Annotated in this window: 13 protein-coding genes and 2 riboswitches; of the genes, 4 read left to right on the plus strand and 9 right to left on the minus strand. The window is 32.7% G+C overall.

Going from position 1 to position 16034, the window contains the following annotated elements:
• Positions 1–50: 50 nt before the first annotated feature.
• From CN692_RS23010 to CN692_RS27280, 7 genes are all read right to left on the minus strand, one after another.
• Positions 51–419 (minus strand): MerR family transcriptional regulator, encoded by a 369-nt coding sequence (locus CN692_RS23010; RefSeq protein ID WP_098121458.1) that lies wholly within the window; start codon positions 417–419, stop codon positions 51–53.
• 17 nt (positions 420–436) lie between these two features.
• Positions 437–1147, minus strand: coding sequence for an SDR family NAD(P)-dependent oxidoreductase (locus CN692_RS23015; RefSeq protein ID WP_098121459.1), 711 nt, complete (start codon positions 1145–1147; stop codon positions 437–439).
• Positions 1148–1317: 170 nt separating this feature from the next.
• Positions 1318–3648, minus strand: coding sequence for a histidine kinase (locus CN692_RS27090; protein WP_098121460.1), 2331 nt, complete (start codon positions 3646–3648; stop codon positions 1318–1320).
• Positions 3649–3922: 274 nt separating this feature from the next.
• Complete coding sequence (kdpC, locus tag CN692_RS23025; RefSeq protein ID WP_179874529.1) at positions 3923–4483, minus strand: potassium-transporting ATPase subunit KdpC; 561 nt, start codon at positions 4481–4483, stop codon at positions 3923–3925.
• A gap of 23 nt (positions 4484–4506) precedes the next feature.
• Complete coding sequence (gene kdpB / locus CN692_RS23030) at positions 4507–6546, minus strand: potassium-transporting ATPase subunit KdpB (RefSeq protein WP_098121461.1); 2040 nt, start codon at positions 6544–6546, stop codon at positions 4507–4509.
• A 32-nt stretch (positions 6547–6578) separates the two neighbouring features.
• Positions 6579–8252 (minus strand): potassium-transporting ATPase subunit KdpA, encoded by a 1674-nt coding sequence (gene kdpA, locus CN692_RS23035; RefSeq protein WP_098121506.1) that lies wholly within the window; start codon positions 8250–8252, stop codon positions 6579–6581.
• 30 nt (positions 8253–8282) lie between these two features.
• Positions 8283–8360, minus strand: coding sequence for a potassium-transporting ATPase subunit F (locus CN692_RS27280; RefSeq protein WP_098121507.1), 78 nt, complete (start codon positions 8358–8360; stop codon positions 8283–8285).
• A gap of 485 nt (positions 8361–8845) precedes the next feature.
• Positions 8846–8988: riboswitch (cyclic di-AMP (ydaO/yuaA leader) on the minus strand.
• Positions 8989–9117: 129 nt separating this feature from the next.
• Positions 9118–9257, plus strand: a riboswitch (cyclic di-AMP (ydaO/yuaA leader).
• 115 nt (positions 9258–9372) lie between these two features.
• On the opposite strand from CN692_RS27280, the gene CN692_RS23045 reads away from it, so the two are divergent.
• A complete protein-coding gene (locus tag CN692_RS23045; RefSeq protein ID WP_098121462.1) occupies positions 9373–9753 on the plus strand; it encodes a DUF2294 domain-containing protein in 381 nt (126 codons plus the stop codon).
• Positions 9754–9780: 27 nt separating this feature from the next.
• Positions 9781–10200, plus strand: coding sequence for a CBS domain-containing protein (locus CN692_RS23050; RefSeq protein WP_098121463.1), 420 nt, complete (start codon positions 9781–9783; stop codon positions 10198–10200).
• 554 nt (positions 10201–10754) lie between these two features.
• Here CN692_RS23050 and CN692_RS23055 read toward each other — a convergent pair.
• Together CN692_RS23055 and CN692_RS23060 are read right to left on the minus strand one after the other, a co-directional pair.
• Complete coding sequence (locus CN692_RS23055) at positions 10755–12986, minus strand: YhgE/Pip domain-containing protein (protein WP_098121464.1); 2232 nt, start codon at positions 12984–12986, stop codon at positions 10755–10757.
• A gap of 44 nt (positions 12987–13030) precedes the next feature.
• The gene (locus tag CN692_RS23060; RefSeq protein WP_179874530.1) at positions 13031–13228 is read right to left on the minus strand and encodes a TetR/AcrR family transcriptional regulator; all 198 of its coding nucleotides are present in this window, start codon (positions 13226–13228) and stop codon (positions 13031–13033) included.
• 250 nt (positions 13229–13478) lie between these two features.
• On the opposite strand from CN692_RS23060, the gene CN692_RS23065 reads away from it, so the two are divergent.
• Positions 13479–14366 (plus strand): LysR family transcriptional regulator, encoded by an 888-nt coding sequence (locus CN692_RS23065; protein WP_098121466.1) that lies wholly within the window; start codon positions 13479–13481, stop codon positions 14364–14366.
• A gap of 158 nt (positions 14367–14524) precedes the next feature.
• Positions 14525–15967 (plus strand): spore germination protein, encoded by a 1443-nt coding sequence (locus CN692_RS23070; protein ID WP_098121467.1) that lies wholly within the window; start codon positions 14525–14527, stop codon positions 15965–15967.
• The last annotated feature ends 67 nt before the right edge of the window (positions 15968–16034 follow it).

Below are 16034 nucleotides of genomic sequence, written 5' to 3' on the forward strand. Positions count from 1 at the left end.
TACAAATTAAAGAGCCCTAGTCCTATAATTTTAGGGCTAAGGCTCTTTTGCTAGTTATTATTTTTAAGCTCAAATTCATACTTTGCAATCTTCAGCTGAATTTTCTTCAAATTTTCTTCCGTTTCCTTTAATTGATCTAAAACATTACTTTCCTGCTGTTTCATGAGCTCTAACCGTTTTTGTAATGTTTCCTCCCCAATCATCGACCAATCAACAAATTCCTTGATTCTTTTGATTGGCATCCCAGTATTTTTAAGACACAAAATCATTTCGATAAATTTAAGCGCATCCTCATCGAAAATTCGATCTCCGCTTTCTGTCCTTTTCAGAAAGGGTAATAATCCTTGATTATCATAGTATCTTAATTGAGAAATAGTAAGGTTATTCAGCTTTGCTACTTGACCAATTGTATAATTCATAAAGTCTCACCCTTTAATTACCAAGCCATAATTCCATTTGCATTTAAAATTTTACCATTATAATTTGTATTACTTAGTGCAAAGTCAGTAATAATTTTAGCACCTTCAGCTGTTGATTTACCTCCAGGTGTATTTCCATTTAGATCAGTCGTAGTAAATCCAGGTGTCACACCAAAAATTTCAGGTCCATTACTTCCAAATTCTTTACCAAAAGTAAGCGTTAATGAATTGTTAGCCGTTTTTGAGGAATTATATCCCAAAATATTGATTGACGCAGTTTCTCCACGATCAAATAATGTTTGCGATGCCATATCTGTCGTTACATTAATAATTTTTCCGCCTTTTGATTTTTTAACCAGCGGTAAAAAAGTTTGAATCATTTGGAACGTTCCAAAGAAATTCACTTCAAATGCCTGACGTAATGTTTCAATTTTTATTTCACTTGGCAAAATATGAAAATCTGGTGCAACCCCAGCATTATTTATTAATAGATCTAAATGATCAGTCACATCAGCAATTTGATTAAAAGAATCTTTGATTGATTGAGTATCAGTTACATCAACTTGTATAAATGTTACATTTGATAATCCTAAAGACTGAACAGCTTTATTTCCAAATTCTTCATTTCTAGCTCCTAAAAATACATGATATTCTTTTTCAGCTAATTGTCGAACTACTTCTAATCCAATCCCTTTATTAGCACCTGTTACAAACGCAAATTTAGTCATTTTTTCTTCCTCCGATTTATTATTAATTACTTACAAGTTAGAGATTACAACCTAAACCTAAGTTTAGGTCAAGCGTTTTAATAATAATTTTATGAATTATGGTGACATTAATTTTAAAACAACAAAAAAGCATGAAATTCAATCATTTCATGCTACACAAAATAAAAACATCATTTTAAGCTTTGATCAGCTACTACTAAAACATCTAAATGCCGTAACTCCCTTAACAGTTTTTGAACAATTGATCCCGTTTTTATTTCTTTCCATCTAGTACGAGCTGACTGTCCGATAATGACATGAGTAGTCTTTTTGTCAATGATGTTTTTGACTAATTCGATAAATACATGCCGTCGGTCAGTTGTCTCATATAATTCAAATGAACCACCTAAACGTTCTGTTAACTCTTTTATCTTTTTTAATGAAAGCTGTTCTTCTTCAGATAATTTATCATGTTCTTTAACATAGGCTACATAAAATTTAGCTTTTAATCGATACGCTAATCGAAATCCTCTTCTTATTAGTCTTTCACTATTTGATTTTAAATTTACACAAACAAAAATGATTTCCGCTTGTCTCCATGGTCCTCTAAGTGTTAAATCTCTTTCCCATGCTTCAAGTCGTTCATCTACATCGTCTGCTACTTCTCTTAGTGCTAATTCCCTCAGAGCAATTAAATTTCCCGTTTTAAAAAAGTTATTTAGTGATTGTTCAATTTTTACCTGCGCATAAATTCTCCCTTCTCTCATTCTTTCCCTTAGTGCTTTGGGAGAAATATCAATTAATTCAATTTCAGTAGCATCCCTTAGAACATTGTCAGGTACTGTTTCTCTAACTCTAACGCCCGTAATTTGTTCGACACTATCATTTAAACTTTCAATATGTTGAATATTCATAGTAGAAATAACTGATATTCCGGCTTCGAGAATTTCTTCAACATCCATATATCTCTTAGTAAACTTACTCTTTGGAACATTCGTATGTGCTAATTCATCTATTAACACTACTTCTGGATTTCTTTGAATAATTGCCTCAGTATCCATTTCTTCTAGTTTAGTTCCTTTATATGGGATTACTTTTCTCGGAATAATATCTAAATCTCCTACTTTTTCTAATGTTTCTTTCCTACCATGAGTTTCAAGTAGCCCTATAATAATATCGATTCCTTTTTTCTTTAACTCATTACCTTCTCTTAACATCGTATATGTTTTTCCAACACCAGGAGCAGCTCCAATATAAACTTTTAAGGTACCTCGTTTAATTTTATAAATTTCGTTTTCAAGCTCTTTCGGACTTAAACGACGATACGGATCCATTGTTTCTTTATTTATTTGCATTGTAGGAATAACTCTTTCACCAGCTTTTTCTGCTCGATCAGCAACAATAAACACATCAATGTTTTTCGATTTTCTTAAAATTTTATTTACGATCGAACCATTCACAATCTCTTCCCAACGTGTTCTCTTTGATTGCCCTAATACAATACTTGTCATGTTGTTACGAATTGAATAGTCAACAATTTCACTCGCAATTGAATTATTTAATGGTAATTCTTCAAATTTACCTCCGACCTTTTCAACAAGCTTTATAATCGAACGTTTAAATGTTAATTCATCATTAGTAAATTTTTTATTAGTTGGTTGAAAACATACTACTTGTAAGTCTCCACCCAATCTTTTCGAAATTTGCTGACCTCTTCGGACTAAAATAGAACCATTCCAATGATATTGAACTGTAACTAAAATTTTCTCCGAGGCTCCTGAAGGCCCTACTATACCGTGTTTTTCTCGATATTCATCAAGTTCATCATTCACTTCACTAGCTATGAAACGAAGTGCAAGCTCTCGAAGCACTGCTAAGTTACTTTTATGGAATATCTGATTCCGTTTTTGGCTTTCATCGTTATTGTAAAAATCTTCTTTTGATCTCTGTAAAATAACTTCTGGTGAAACATCTAATAACTTCACCTCATTTGCTAATGCTAAAGTTTCTTCTGGAACGAAAAAACTCCCTTCTACTTTTCCATCCGTCAATTTGGCAGCTTCATCATAAACTTCTTTTATTTCATATATATTCATCGTTGTAATAACACTTATATTTTTAGAGATTAAATAGTGTATATCTTCTAAACGTGTTTGAAACATTGCACCTGGTCGATTTTGATGAGCAAGTGAATCAATAAGAACAACTTCAGGATTTCTGGCAAGAATCGCCTCCAAATCAAGGTCTTGTTTAATCGTTCCTCCGTCATCCCAAATAATGGTAGAGACTTTATCCAAACAGCCAATTTGATCAATCGTGTTTTGGCGGTTTCTCTCACTAATTAATCCGATGACAGCATCAATTCCACGTTCTTTTAAAACATTACCTTCTTGGAGCATGTGGTATGTCTTACCGGATCCACTTACAGTACCTAAAATGATTTTTAATCGACCTTTTTTGATTTTCTGAATAGATTCGAGTAATTCTTCAGGTGTTTTCCTCCGAAATTGTCTGTCACTCAAGATATCCCCTCCCTTCTTTATATAAAAAAGGAGAGAATAAATCTCCCCTTGCAGGCTGTTGAAAATGCAGTGCTGCTTTTCACTACAGTCTTATATGAGTAAGGCTTTTTCATTTTTTTGCATTTTTACTTACTCATGAACCCTTTATGAGTAACTTTTTTTCATTTTTTTGCTCTTTTACTTACTCATGAACCCTCTATGAGTTACATATTTTCATATTGATGCTGTTTTTATTACTCATGAATCACTTATGAGTTACTTACTCATAATCCCCTTATCTCAATTTCTCTAAATCTAAGTTTAATTCCAATATATTCACACGTGGCTCACCAAATATTCCAATTTGACGCGCTTTTGTATGCTTATTTATTAAAGTGATTAATTGATCCTCAGATAACCCCGTCGCCTTTGCAACCCTAGGTACTTGAGCCTTTACTGCTTCAGGTGATAAATCTGGGTCAAAACCCGATCCAGATGTAGTAACTAAATCCGCTGGTATTGTATTGCCTAAATCATTATTATCTTTTTTCAACTCATTTATTTTATTTTTTGTTGCCTTAATATATTCTTTTGACGCTACTGCTGCATTTGTTGCGGCTGAAGCAGTAGGATTGTATCTAGCAGCAGATGCTCTTGAATGGAACCATTCAGGTCCTTTAAATTCTTGAGCTAAAAGTTTAGATCCGGTAACTTTCCCATTTGTTTCTATTAAACTACCATTAGCTTGTTTCGGAAAAATAACTTGCGCAACTCCAGTTGTAGCTAACGGATAAATAAATCCGCAAATTAATAACAATATAATAGATGCTCTGATCGCAATCATAAACGATTTCACATTAAGTCCTCCATTTCCAATTCTTAAACAAAATGCAATGTAGATACAAGCATATCGATAATTTTAATCCCAATGAATGGCGCAATAACTCCACCAAGTCCATAGATTAATAGGTTTTTAGTTAATAGTTTATTTGCATCCATTGGTTTATACTTCGCACCCTTCATCGCAACAGGAATGAGGAGAGGAATAATGATTGCATTAAAAATTAATGCTGATAGGATTGCTGATTTTGGTGAATTTAATCCCATAATATTTAGATAGTCTAATTGCGGGATCGCCATAATAAATAGAGCAGGGATGATAGCGAAATATTTCGCTATATCATTTGCTATTGAAAATGTTGTTAACGAACCACGCGTAATTAATAACTGCTTACCGATCGCAATTACTGATAATAGTTTAGTAGGATCAGAGTCCAAATCGATCATATTAGCCGCTTCTTTTGCAGCCATTGTTCCTGAATTCATCGCTAAACCAACATCTGCTTGAGCTAGAGCTGGGGCATCATTTGTTCCGTCCCCAGTCATTGCAACTAGCTTACCTTCATTTTGTTCTTTTTTAATAGCAGCAATTTTATCTTCAGGTTTAGCTTCTGCTATAAATTCGTCAACACCTGCTTCTCTTGCAATTGTTGCTGCTGTTAAAGGATTATCCCCAGTACACATAACCGTTTTAATTCCCATTGCCCTTAATTCTTCAAAACGCTCTTTCAATCCTGGTTTTACTGTATCTTTTAAATAAATAACGCCGTAAATTTGTTCATTGATTGCAACAGCAAGTGGTGTTCCCCCTGCTTTTGCAACGACATTTGCTTTTTCATCAAGCTCGTTCGGGATATTGCCCCCTTTAGCAGTTACATATTGTTTAACTGCATCCACTGCTCCTTTTCGAATCTCAGTTCCATCTTTTAAATTTAAACCTGACATTCTAGTTTCAGCAGTAAATTCAATAATCTCTGCATCCTTATATTCATTTTCATCCCAACTAAGGCCATTTTTATTTGCCAACTCAACTACTGAACGTCCTTCTGGTGTTTCATCTTTAACAGAAGATTTTAATGAAGCGAAAGTTACTTCTTTTTCAGTTTTACTTCCAACAGGAATGAATTCACTCGCCATTCTGTTCCCAAATGTTATTGTTCCAGTTTTATCTAAAATCATCGTATCAATATCTCCGGCTGCTTCAACAGCTTTACCAGACATAGCTAAAACATTAAATTGTGTGACTCGGTTCATCCCTGCAATTCCGATCGCAGAAAGTAATCCACCAATTGTAGTCGGTATTAAACAAACAAGTAAGGCAATCAATGTTGCGACGTCAATTGAGACATTTAAATATTTCGCAATTGGCACAAGTGTCATAATGACGATTAAGAACACTAAAGTTAACACAGCTAATAAAGTCGTTAATGCAACTTCATTCGGAGTTTTTTGACGAGCTGCACCTTCAACTAATGAAATCATACGATCAATAAATGATTCACCTGGATCAGTTAAAATTTTAACAATTATATAATCTGATACTACTCTAGTACCACCCGTTACAGATGAAAAATCCCCCCCGGCTTCTTTAATAACTGGTGCTGATTCACCTGTAATTGCTGATTCATCAATTGAAGCTAATCCCTCGATAATCTCCCCATCAGATGGAATAATCTCTCCAGTATCAACTCGAACGATATCTCCTTTTCTTAAAGAAGTTGATGGTACTTCTTTATAAGATCCGTCTTTCTGTCTTAACTTCGCACTTGTTTCTGATTTTGTTTTTCTTAAAGTATCTGCTTGCGCTTTGCCGCGTCCTTCTGCAAGTGCTTCTGCAAAATTTGCGAAAAGTACGGTAAATAATAAGATAAAAAATACGGCTATATTGTATGTTCTTCCGACTGTATCAAAGCCAAATATATCTGGTTTAATGGATAGAATTAACGTAATAAACGTACCGACCTCTACTATAAACATAACTGGATTCTTTATCATAACTAGAGGATTCAGCTTTTTAAATGAATCGACTATTGCTTGTATTTTAATTTCTTTTGAAATAGGTTTATTTTCAATTGCCATATGATCAATCTCCTCATTCTATTTTATTGCTACTATTTAAACATTCCTAAATGTTCAGCGATTGGTCCTAGTGCAAGTACTGGGAAAAATGTTAATGCACAGACGATTAAAATAATCGCAATTAAAATAACTGTAAATAATGGCGTATCTGTTCGGAATGTTCCAGACGATGCTGCAACAATTTTCTTTGTAGAAAATGATCCAGCAATTGCTAACATAGCAATAATTGAAATATATCGACCAAATAACATAACTAATCCGATGACAATATTATAAAAATCAGTATTAGCTGTTAATCCACCGAATGCTGATCCATTATTCGCTGCTCCAGAAGTAATGGCGTACAATACTTCTGTCATACCATGGAATCCTGGATTTAATATAGAAGAAACTGGTCCTTTTAATGCCAAAGCTAAAGCAGTAGGAACTAAAATAATTAATGGATGGGTTAAAATCGCGATTGAAGATAATTTAATTTCTTTCGCTTCAATTTTCTTTCCTAAAAATTCTGGTGTTCTACCAACCATTAGCCCGCAAATAAAGACTGTTAAGATGACATATAATAATCCGTTTAATAAACCAACACCCTTACCACCGAAAACATTATTTAACATCATTTCTGCAAGTGGAACCATTCCACCAATCGGTGTTAATGAATCATGCATATTGTTGACCGATCCGGTCGTTGCTGCAGTAGTAACTGCCGTGAATAACGCTGATTCAGATATCCCAAAACGAACTTCTTTTCCTTCCATATTTCCATGAATGCCAAGTGCGTGTAAAGCAGGAGTACCATTATACTCTGCAACAAATACAGTCGTTAAAAGCGCAATAAACAATATCCCCATTGCAGCAAAAACTGTCCAACCTTGTCTTTTGTTTTTAACCATCACACCAAATGCATAAACCAATGAAGTTGGTAAAAGCATCATACAAACAATGTGAACTAAGTTTGTTAATGGTGTTGGGTTTTCAAAAGGATGGGCTGCATTTGTACCAAAAAATCCACCGCCGTTTGTACCAATATGTTTAATTGATTCAAGTGCCGCTACTGGTCCCCTAGTAATTATTTGTTTAACCCCTTCAATTGTTGTCGCATCAACAGCACCTTTTAAAGTTTGTGGTACCCCTTGGAATACTAAAAATAAAGCAACAATAAACGAAAGAGGTAACAGTATACGAGTGATTGTACGAACTAAATCAACATAAAAGTTTCCTAGATTATCTTGTCGTCCTACTAATCCCCTAATAAATGCGATCGCAACAGCAAATCCAGTTGCCGCAGAAGTAAACATTGGAAACGTAATCCCCATCATTTGTGAAAAATACGATAGTGAATTTTCTCCACTATAAGCTTGCCAATTCGTATTTGTAATGAAAGAAGTTGCTGTATTAAATGCCAAAGCTGATGGCATATTACCTATATGATCTGGATTTAAAGGCAAATATTTTTGAAATCTAAAAATTCCGTATAAAACGATTAACATTACAAAATTGCTTAGCAATAACGCTAAAACATATTTTTTCCAACCCATTTTCTCATCTTCTCGAACTCCAATTAATCGATAAATTAATCGTTCAAAAGGTCCAAAAAAGCGATCTAACCCTGTTTTCTCACTGTCATATACTTTAACAAGGTAGCTACCTACTGGTTTTACTAATAAAATAATAATTAGCAATGTAACAACTACCTGTAAAATTCCCATGGACATTTAAAAATTCCTCCCACTGATCAACTAAAATTTCTCTGGTTTAATAAGTACAAAAATTAAATATAAAATAAGTACAATTCCAATAATCGCTGGAATAAGCATTTGTTAGTTCCCCCTTACGCCTTTTCGCAAAATATTGTAAAACCCCAAAAAATTGCAAAAACGATAGCTAGTAAGCCTACCATTGTTAGATCATTAATCATTGCAATTCTCCTTTCTTTTTTCGCAAAAATTTTTTGTTACAATGTTTTCCATTTTGTTTTCTAAGCAATAAAAAAGACCAATGGATACTAATCCTCCAACAAATTAACTAATTTAAATAAGGCTTAAACATTTTAAAACCAATCATGTTTATACCTAAAAAAGTTTTAGTTAATTGAAATTGGAAGAAAAGTATTCATTGGTCTACTTAACACCCAGCTAGCACTATGCTCTCTTTGTGTTCTGTCTCCCTAATCTTTTCTATGCAATATCCAAAATTTTCCATTTTATAACAAAATAAAAAGACCCACTCATTTATTTGCCCAGGTAAAATTACTGCAATAAAAATTGCATTAAAAAAACCCGCTCAAATTAGGCGGTCTACTGACCTCCCTCGCTTTAGCCTACGAAGTTAGCTGTCGGGTAGGATGGCGAAAGAGTATCTCATCCCTTCTACATTCATGTAGAATTAACCCCAAAAAATTGGTTCCTCCGTTTACGATGATTCGTAATTAAGCCGATATTTATTTTGTTGACTTGATTATACGGCGATGATTTTTACATGTAAAGAGTTTTTTTCACGAAAAAAATTTTTAGTTAAATTTTCCCCCTTTACAATTTTATTTATCTCGTTATTATAAACATATCAACAATATAAATCTGCTAATCGCTAAATCGTAAATTTTCGAGCGGGGGAACCATTCGTGCAGTGCACATGGGGTGAATCCAATATAGGTAGGGCTACTTTTCAAGTCCGAATCCGTCAGCTAACCTCGCCAGCGTTTGAAGAGAGCAAAACTTAATCGAGTTATTAATATTTCAATATACTTTCCATTGAAATAAATAGCTTCGAGGAGATTGCTCTTCTTGTAGCTATTTTTTTGTTTTAATTAACGTTATGGGAGAGATATTAATGATCACATCGAAAAAAAAACTTGAAATAGAATTAAGTGAGGCATTTATAAAGTTCCAAAGAGAACTTATTGGCAGAGGTCCTCAAGAAGCAAAGACTTATATAGTTGAAGATATGATTATCCTTCGATTCAAAGGAGTTTTAACAACGGAAGAGAAACATTTAGTTTCTCATCATACTGGAAAAGGTCTTGTTAAAAAAATGCGACAAGTACTTAGGGAAATGTACAGTAAAGAATATGAAGAAATCGTTGAAAAACATACCGGATTTAAGGTATTATCAAGCCATAGTGATACTAGTACAAATACTGGTGAACGAATTGAAGTTTTTGTAATGGATCAAAATATTGGTAAAATATTAGAAGACAAAAACAAAAACTAATAAATTACAGAATAAGGAGTATGAAAAATGAATATCGCGTTTTTCTTTACCCCAAAGAATGAACTTGTTTATATGAATATCAATTCAACAATGCGTCAAGCACTTGAAAAAATGGAACACCATCGTTATACGGCTATACCATTAGTAGATGATAATGGGAAATATGTTGGCACACTTAACGAAGGTGATTTATTGTGGAAGCTAAAGAACACAGAAGGTTTATCATTTACAAATACTCATGAAATAAACTTAAATGAACTATCCTTACACAACATCTATGCTCCTGTTTCAATAAACGCACAAATAGAGGATTTATTTTCAAGAGCCATTAATCAGAACTTCATTCCAGTGATCGACGATAATGAAGTTTTTATCGGCATGGTTAAACGAAGAGAGATTATTGAGTATTGTACTAAGAAATTAATATCAGAAAGCCAATCTATTTGATTCATAAAAACAATGAAAACCCGCTAGGACTTACGAATTCCTGGCGGGTTTTTCATATTTGCATGAAATATTATTAGCATAAACATGTTTGAAGGTAAAATATGTGTAGATCATTTAAATTTGCTGGTGTATGGGCAAGTTTAAGTGATCTATCAACGAGTTTTAACGATATATCAACGGGTTTTAACAATATATCAACGGGTTTCAGTGATATATCAACGGGTTTCAGCAATCTATCAACGGAGTTCACAACTTTATCAACGGTGTTCACAAAATGTTCGTGCTTGTGCTGTATTGAAACTGCTTTAGATCAACTGACAAACAGTAGTAACCCCACTTTATGAACAAAAACCAGTGCTTTATGAACAAAACTTCTGATTTTATGCACAAAAGTCACTACTTTATGAACAAAGTTCACAGCTTTATAAACAAAAGACATAAGGTGTTCGTATTTTTGATGATTAACAATCAGAAACAAAAAAGAACTGTCTCAAAAAGTACATCGACTTTAAGAGACAGCCATTTTTATTAACGCATTATCCTAAACTCTAACCTCATACTGCATGAACTTTCGTACGGTTCTCACTTTGTTTAGTTTCTTTATTAAATCGATAGACATAATAACCAATTGATAAGATAAACCCAATAATTAGGAATGTCAGTAATGTTTCAACACAAGTCACATATAAGTCATTGTCTTTAATACTTATTACGGACTTAAATCCTAGCATTGAATAGGTCATGGGAATATATGAATGTACGTGATTAAAGAATTTTGGTAGCATCTCGATTGGGAAAGTTCCTCCAGAAGATGTTAGTTGTAGGATTAGGAAAAACATACAAATAAATCTTCCGTAATGACCAAATGCTGTTTGGATGAACAAGAATAGAGCACCAAAAGTACAGCTTGTTAAAATTGAAAGTAAGAAGAACTTAGTCATTTGTTCAACATGAACACCAATTAATAACATTAATAAATCTACAATTACTGCTTGTAATACACCTACACAAAATACAACAGTTAATTTACCTAAAAACCAGCTTACACCAGTTCTTGCTGTTCCCCGATCTAATAATGGGAAAACTGATGTAAATAAGAATAATCCTACATACAATCCTAAAGTGAGACCGTATGGTGCAAATCCATCACCATATGTTTTCACATGATTGATTGACAAATTATCAAGGTCAACTGGATTTGAAATCGCGTTTGCTGCTTTATCTACTGAGATTTGATGTTCATTTAATTTTTTATCAACTGTTGTTAAACCATTCGAAAGCTGACCTGCCCCATTATTTAGCAATCCTAATCCGTTTGCCAATTTAGCTGTACCATCGTTAAGTTGGTTTGCCCCTACTGAAATCTTTGAAGTAGTAGCATTTAATTTATTGCTTCCACTTGCTAATTGATTTAGACCATTTGAAAGTGATCGATAGCCTGCTAATAATTTTCCTGAACCTGATTGACCAGCTAAAATACCTTGATTTAATGCTTTCATGCCATTTGCAAATTGTCCTTCTCCGGTTGCAAAAGTATTGGCTCCCGCTAATAACTGCTCTTGGTCTGATTTTAACTGATTAAGTTCATCTGATAATGATTGCTGTTCATTATTTATTGCTTGAATTTGATTAATTAATGAGTCTTTTTTGTTAGTAAAATCTTTAGTTGATACTGCTTGATTGTCATTGTTTAATTGTGCTTCAAATGAATTAATTAAATCAATCGCTTCTTGTTTATTAAAATCATCTTTTTGGATTGAATTTTTTAAGTCTTCCATGCTTTGATTTAATTTTGACTTATTAGTACTAATTTGTTGATTTAACTGATTAATTTGATTAGCATAGCTAGTTGCTTCTTGATTTAATAAATTACTTTTTTCTTGTAATGATTGATTTTCTTGCGTCACTTTACTAGATAGAATTTTTGTACTATTTAATGATTGTTCAATTCCTTTTTTTAATTCAAAAGACTGATCGCTTAATGATTGTGCACTATTTGTTAATTCACTACTACTGCTCGCTATTTTTCCAAATCCTTGATTAAACTTTTCAGTTCCATCAAGTAGCTTAGTGGAACCTGATGCAGCAGTACTTGTACCGACCGCAACTTTGTTCATACCTTGATTTAACTGAGTTGTTCCATTAGCAAATTTAGTTAAACCCGATGATAATTTTTTCGAACCTTCTTCTGCGCCGTTCAATCCGTCTTTGATTTTCACACTTCCATCAGCTAACTTGGACATACCGTTGCCTAGTTCTTTTTGAGCATTTAATAAAGATTTTGTATATGCCTTCGTAACATTATCCCCAAGTTTTTCTTTTACTTTTTCTAAAACAGATGAACCTAGTGATGCAGCTGTGAAGTTATAACCTTCATTAGCAATATAAACTAGCTCAGCCTTTTTAGGGTTTGCATTCAATGCACTCATTGCATTTTCCGAAAAATTACTAGGTATTTCAATTTCAATATAGTATTTATGATCTTTTAAAGCCTGTTTTGCTTGCCTGCTACTTACTTCTGTTATATTTAAATCTTTACTTTTCTTTAATTCGTTTGCTAAATCATCACCGATTTTTATTTCTTTTCCATTTGTACTTGTTCCATTGTCATTATTAACTAGTGCTAAAGGAACATTTTTAATTTTTCCGTAAGGATCAAAATAGCTGTAAACTAAAAAACCAGCATATAAGCAAGGAATTAATAGAATAATTGAAGACATGATCAGCAAGGTTTTGTTCGTTAAAAATAACTTAAATTCTTTCTTCAAAGAATGAATATAATTCATAAAATCCTCCTAGTTTGCTAACCCTACTGAAAAAAGGTAACATTCTAAACTCTATAGTATTTATACAATTCTTCTTTATTTGCGAAGTGTCGGTAAAAAGTTGCTCTATTGATATTCGCACGGTTCGCTATTTCTTTTACATAAATGTTTTGTAAATCCTTTTCACTTATAAGTTCAGTAAATGCATCAATAATTAGGTTTCTCGACCTAGTGATACGAGGATCTTCATTTTTTTGCATCATATCTCCCATCTCCAAATTAATGATTTTTTACTTAAAAAAATTAAAATCATCAAGTATATGGCATGCGTTGTGCAACTTCTTTAAAAATCCTGTAAGCACATCCAAAGTCAGCTGCTTTCATATTAATCAACTCCAATATATTTTTTTCAACTTTATTATAAAATCCGCAATGCATAATGTATAATACATATTAAACTATATAATCATGCCTTTTGGTCTATGCGAACAGTAAAGAAGGGTGACAAATAAAATGGAATTGCTTCAACTTAAATATTTTCAAACAGTTGCAAAACTCGAACATATAACAAAAGCTGCTGAAGTTCTTCAAATAGCTCAACCATCACTAAGTAAAACAATTACTAGATTAGAAAATGACTTAGGTGTTCCTTTATTCGATCGCCATAATCGTCAAATTAAACTGAACCATTTTGGGAAACTGTTTTTACAAAGAGTAAATAAAGCATTAATGGAGTTAGAAGAAGGTCAAAGAGAAGTTCAGGAACTTGCTGGTTTAAAAAAAGGAAGTATTACATTAGCTTCATCAATTTCGAAAATTTTACCTGAATTGATGAGTGGTTTTATGTCTGAATATCCAGATGTGCATTTCAAGCAAGTCATTAAACCAATTTCGGAAATGAAAAATCAATTATTAAATGGAGTGATTGATTTATGTATTTCTTCTCTCCCTATTGAGAATGAAGAAATTGAATGGATTCCGTTAATTAAAGAAGATATCTTTTTAATTATTCCATCTGGACATCATTTATCAAATAGAAAATCAATTGATTTAATCGAATTAAAAGATGAAACATTTATCTCATTAAATGCTGGCTTTGGATTTAGAGATTTTACTGATCAATTTTGTATAGATGCAGGATTTATTCCTAACGTATCATTTGAGGTAGACGAGCCATTTGCAATCATACGATTTGTAAATCAAGGATTAGGTGTTGCGTTTATGCCTGTATTAGATTGGACTACAGTTACCGAAAATTTACCAGAACGTATACGAATTAATGATGCAACGTGTCAGTTAACGATTGGTCTTGGTTGGTCAAAAAATAGATATATTTCTTTAGCAGCTCAAGATTTTAAGAAATTCGTTATCGAATATTTTGAAAAAATTTCATATAGGTGATTGGATAATCAATAATTATATTATATTAATCTCAAATTAGTGACATTTATATTTTTAGAATCCCATAAATACGACTATAAATATAGTTTACATTCATTCCTTTTAGGTAATTCTTTCTAATATGAACCTAATTATTTGCTTAATTTAGGAGTGACTTTATGAACGAATCTACATCAACTACTTTATCGATCAGTTTGCATAAAAATATTAAACAAATAGAAGAAGCCGTTAATAAATCATCCGATTTAAAAATACGTTCATTTACAATTGATGTGGTTCGTGATGCAGCTATTCTTTATATTGATGGAATTACTGATACGATAAATTTACAGGAAAATATTCTAAAACCATTGCAGGGACTATCCAATATAAGGAATTTGGAATCAATTGTTTCAGAAAAAGTTTCAATCATTGATGCCAGACTTGTCACTGAATTTAATGAAATATTTTTGGCATTAACAAAAGGGAAGGCACTCGTTTTAATTGATGGATTTGATCAAGGTATTTTAGCAGATTCAGCTGATTGGCAAATAAGAGCACTATCAGAACCAGATACTCAGAGGACAGGAAAAGGATCATTAATTGGATTTAATGAACAATTAAAAGTAAATGTGAATCTTCTTAGGAGTTTGATCCAAACTCCAGATTTTACTGTTGAGAGCATGTCAGTTGGAACAAAATCAAAGACAGATGTTGCAATCGTCTATATTGAAGAATTTGTAGATAAAAATGTCCTTGAAGAAACAAGGAGGATAATTAAAAAGATCGATGTAACCTACTTACTCGAAGCTAGGGTTATAGAAGATGCTTTAGAAGAAAAAAAAGTATTATTTCCTTTAGTATTTACTTGTGAGCGACCAGATGTATCGGTATCAGCTTTGTATGAAGGTAGAACAATCATTATCGTAAACGGTACCCCATACGTCTTAATTGTACCTACTCTATTTATTCATTATTTTCAACAACCTGATGAATATACCATGAAAGGTAGAAGATTAATTATTAGATTTCTCCGCTTTTTCAGTTGGATACTATCTATATTACTCCTTGGCCTTTACGCAACCGTAGCTCAATTTCACCAGGATTGGTTTCCACACAAGTTTAGTAAAGATCTTCTAACTCAATCAGATACATTATTACCGTTGCCAATAGAAATTTTCTTTTTACAATTTATTTTAGATCTACTTTCAGAAACATCCTTACGTATTCCTAAATCGACTGTTTTATTAGTATCACTCATTGGTGCAACTCTAGTTGGCCAAACATCTGTAGATGCTAAAATAGTCCACTCTTTAAGTTTGATTATTGTAGGTATTAGTTTTTTAACAAGTATGTCACTAACAGCTGGTGGATTATGGGGTGTAATGAGTGTATTACGAATCGTATTTCTATTAATAGGTTATTATTTCGGATTAACCGGTATGGCAATAGGATTCCTAATTACGATTGTATATATGGCATCTCTAAAATCAGTTGGAGTGCCTTATTTAGCACCTTTTATTCCCTTTCAATTTAAGGAATTCAAAGATGTGTTATTTCGTGGAGATTTGCGTACTTTGATTAATAGTAAGCATACCTATCCACACAAGCATAAGAAATAACTTTCATAATCATAAAATTAAAGAGGCACAATTCATTTTTTGAAATGAATTGTGCTCCTTTTTTTCT

Origin of the sequence: Bacillus sp. AFS002410 (genome assembly GCF_002556365.1) — a bacterium.
Classification (GTDB): domain Bacteria; phylum Bacillota; class Bacilli; order Bacillales; family Bacillaceae_G; genus Gottfriedia.

Excerpts from the sequence above, each read along its gene's own strand:
- CN692_RS23070 (WP_098121467.1), top strand. The coding sequence starts at position 14,525 with ATGAACGAATCTACATCAACTACTTTATCGATCAGTTTGCATAAAAAT.
- CN692_RS23050 (WP_098121463.1), top strand. The coding sequence starts at position 9,781 with ATGAATATCGCGTTTTTCTTTACCCCAAAGAATGAACTTGTTTATATG.
- kdpB (WP_098121461.1), bottom strand. The coding sequence starts at position 6,546 with ATGGCAATTGAAAATAAACCTATTTCAAAAGAAATTAAAATACAAGCA.
- CN692_RS23010 (WP_098121458.1), bottom strand. The coding sequence starts at position 419 with ATGAATTATACAATTGGTCAAGTAGCAAAGCTGAATAACCTTACTATT.
- CN692_RS23060 (WP_179874530.1), bottom strand. The coding sequence starts at position 13,228 with ATGATGCAAAAAAATGAAGATCCTCGTATCACTAGGTCGAGAAACCTA.
- CN692_RS23045 (WP_098121462.1), top strand. The coding sequence starts at position 9,373 with ATGATCACATCGAAAAAAAAACTTGAAATAGAATTAAGTGAGGCATTT.
- CN692_RS27280 (WP_098121507.1), bottom strand. The coding sequence starts at position 8,360 with ATGCTTATTCCAGCGATTATTGGAATTGTACTTATTTTATATTTAATT.
- CN692_RS23015 (WP_098121459.1), bottom strand. The coding sequence starts at position 1,147 with ATGACTAAATTTGCGTTTGTAACAGGTGCTAATAAAGGGATTGGATTA.
- kdpA (WP_098121506.1), bottom strand. The coding sequence starts at position 8,252 with ATGGGAATTTTACAGGTAGTTGTTACATTGCTAATTATTATTTTATTA.
- CN692_RS23055 (WP_098121464.1), bottom strand. The coding sequence starts at position 12,986 with ATGAATTATATTCATTCTTTGAAGAAAGAATTTAAGTTATTTTTAACG.
- CN692_RS23065 (WP_098121466.1), top strand. The coding sequence starts at position 13,479 with ATGGAATTGCTTCAACTTAAATATTTTCAAACAGTTGCAAAACTCGAA.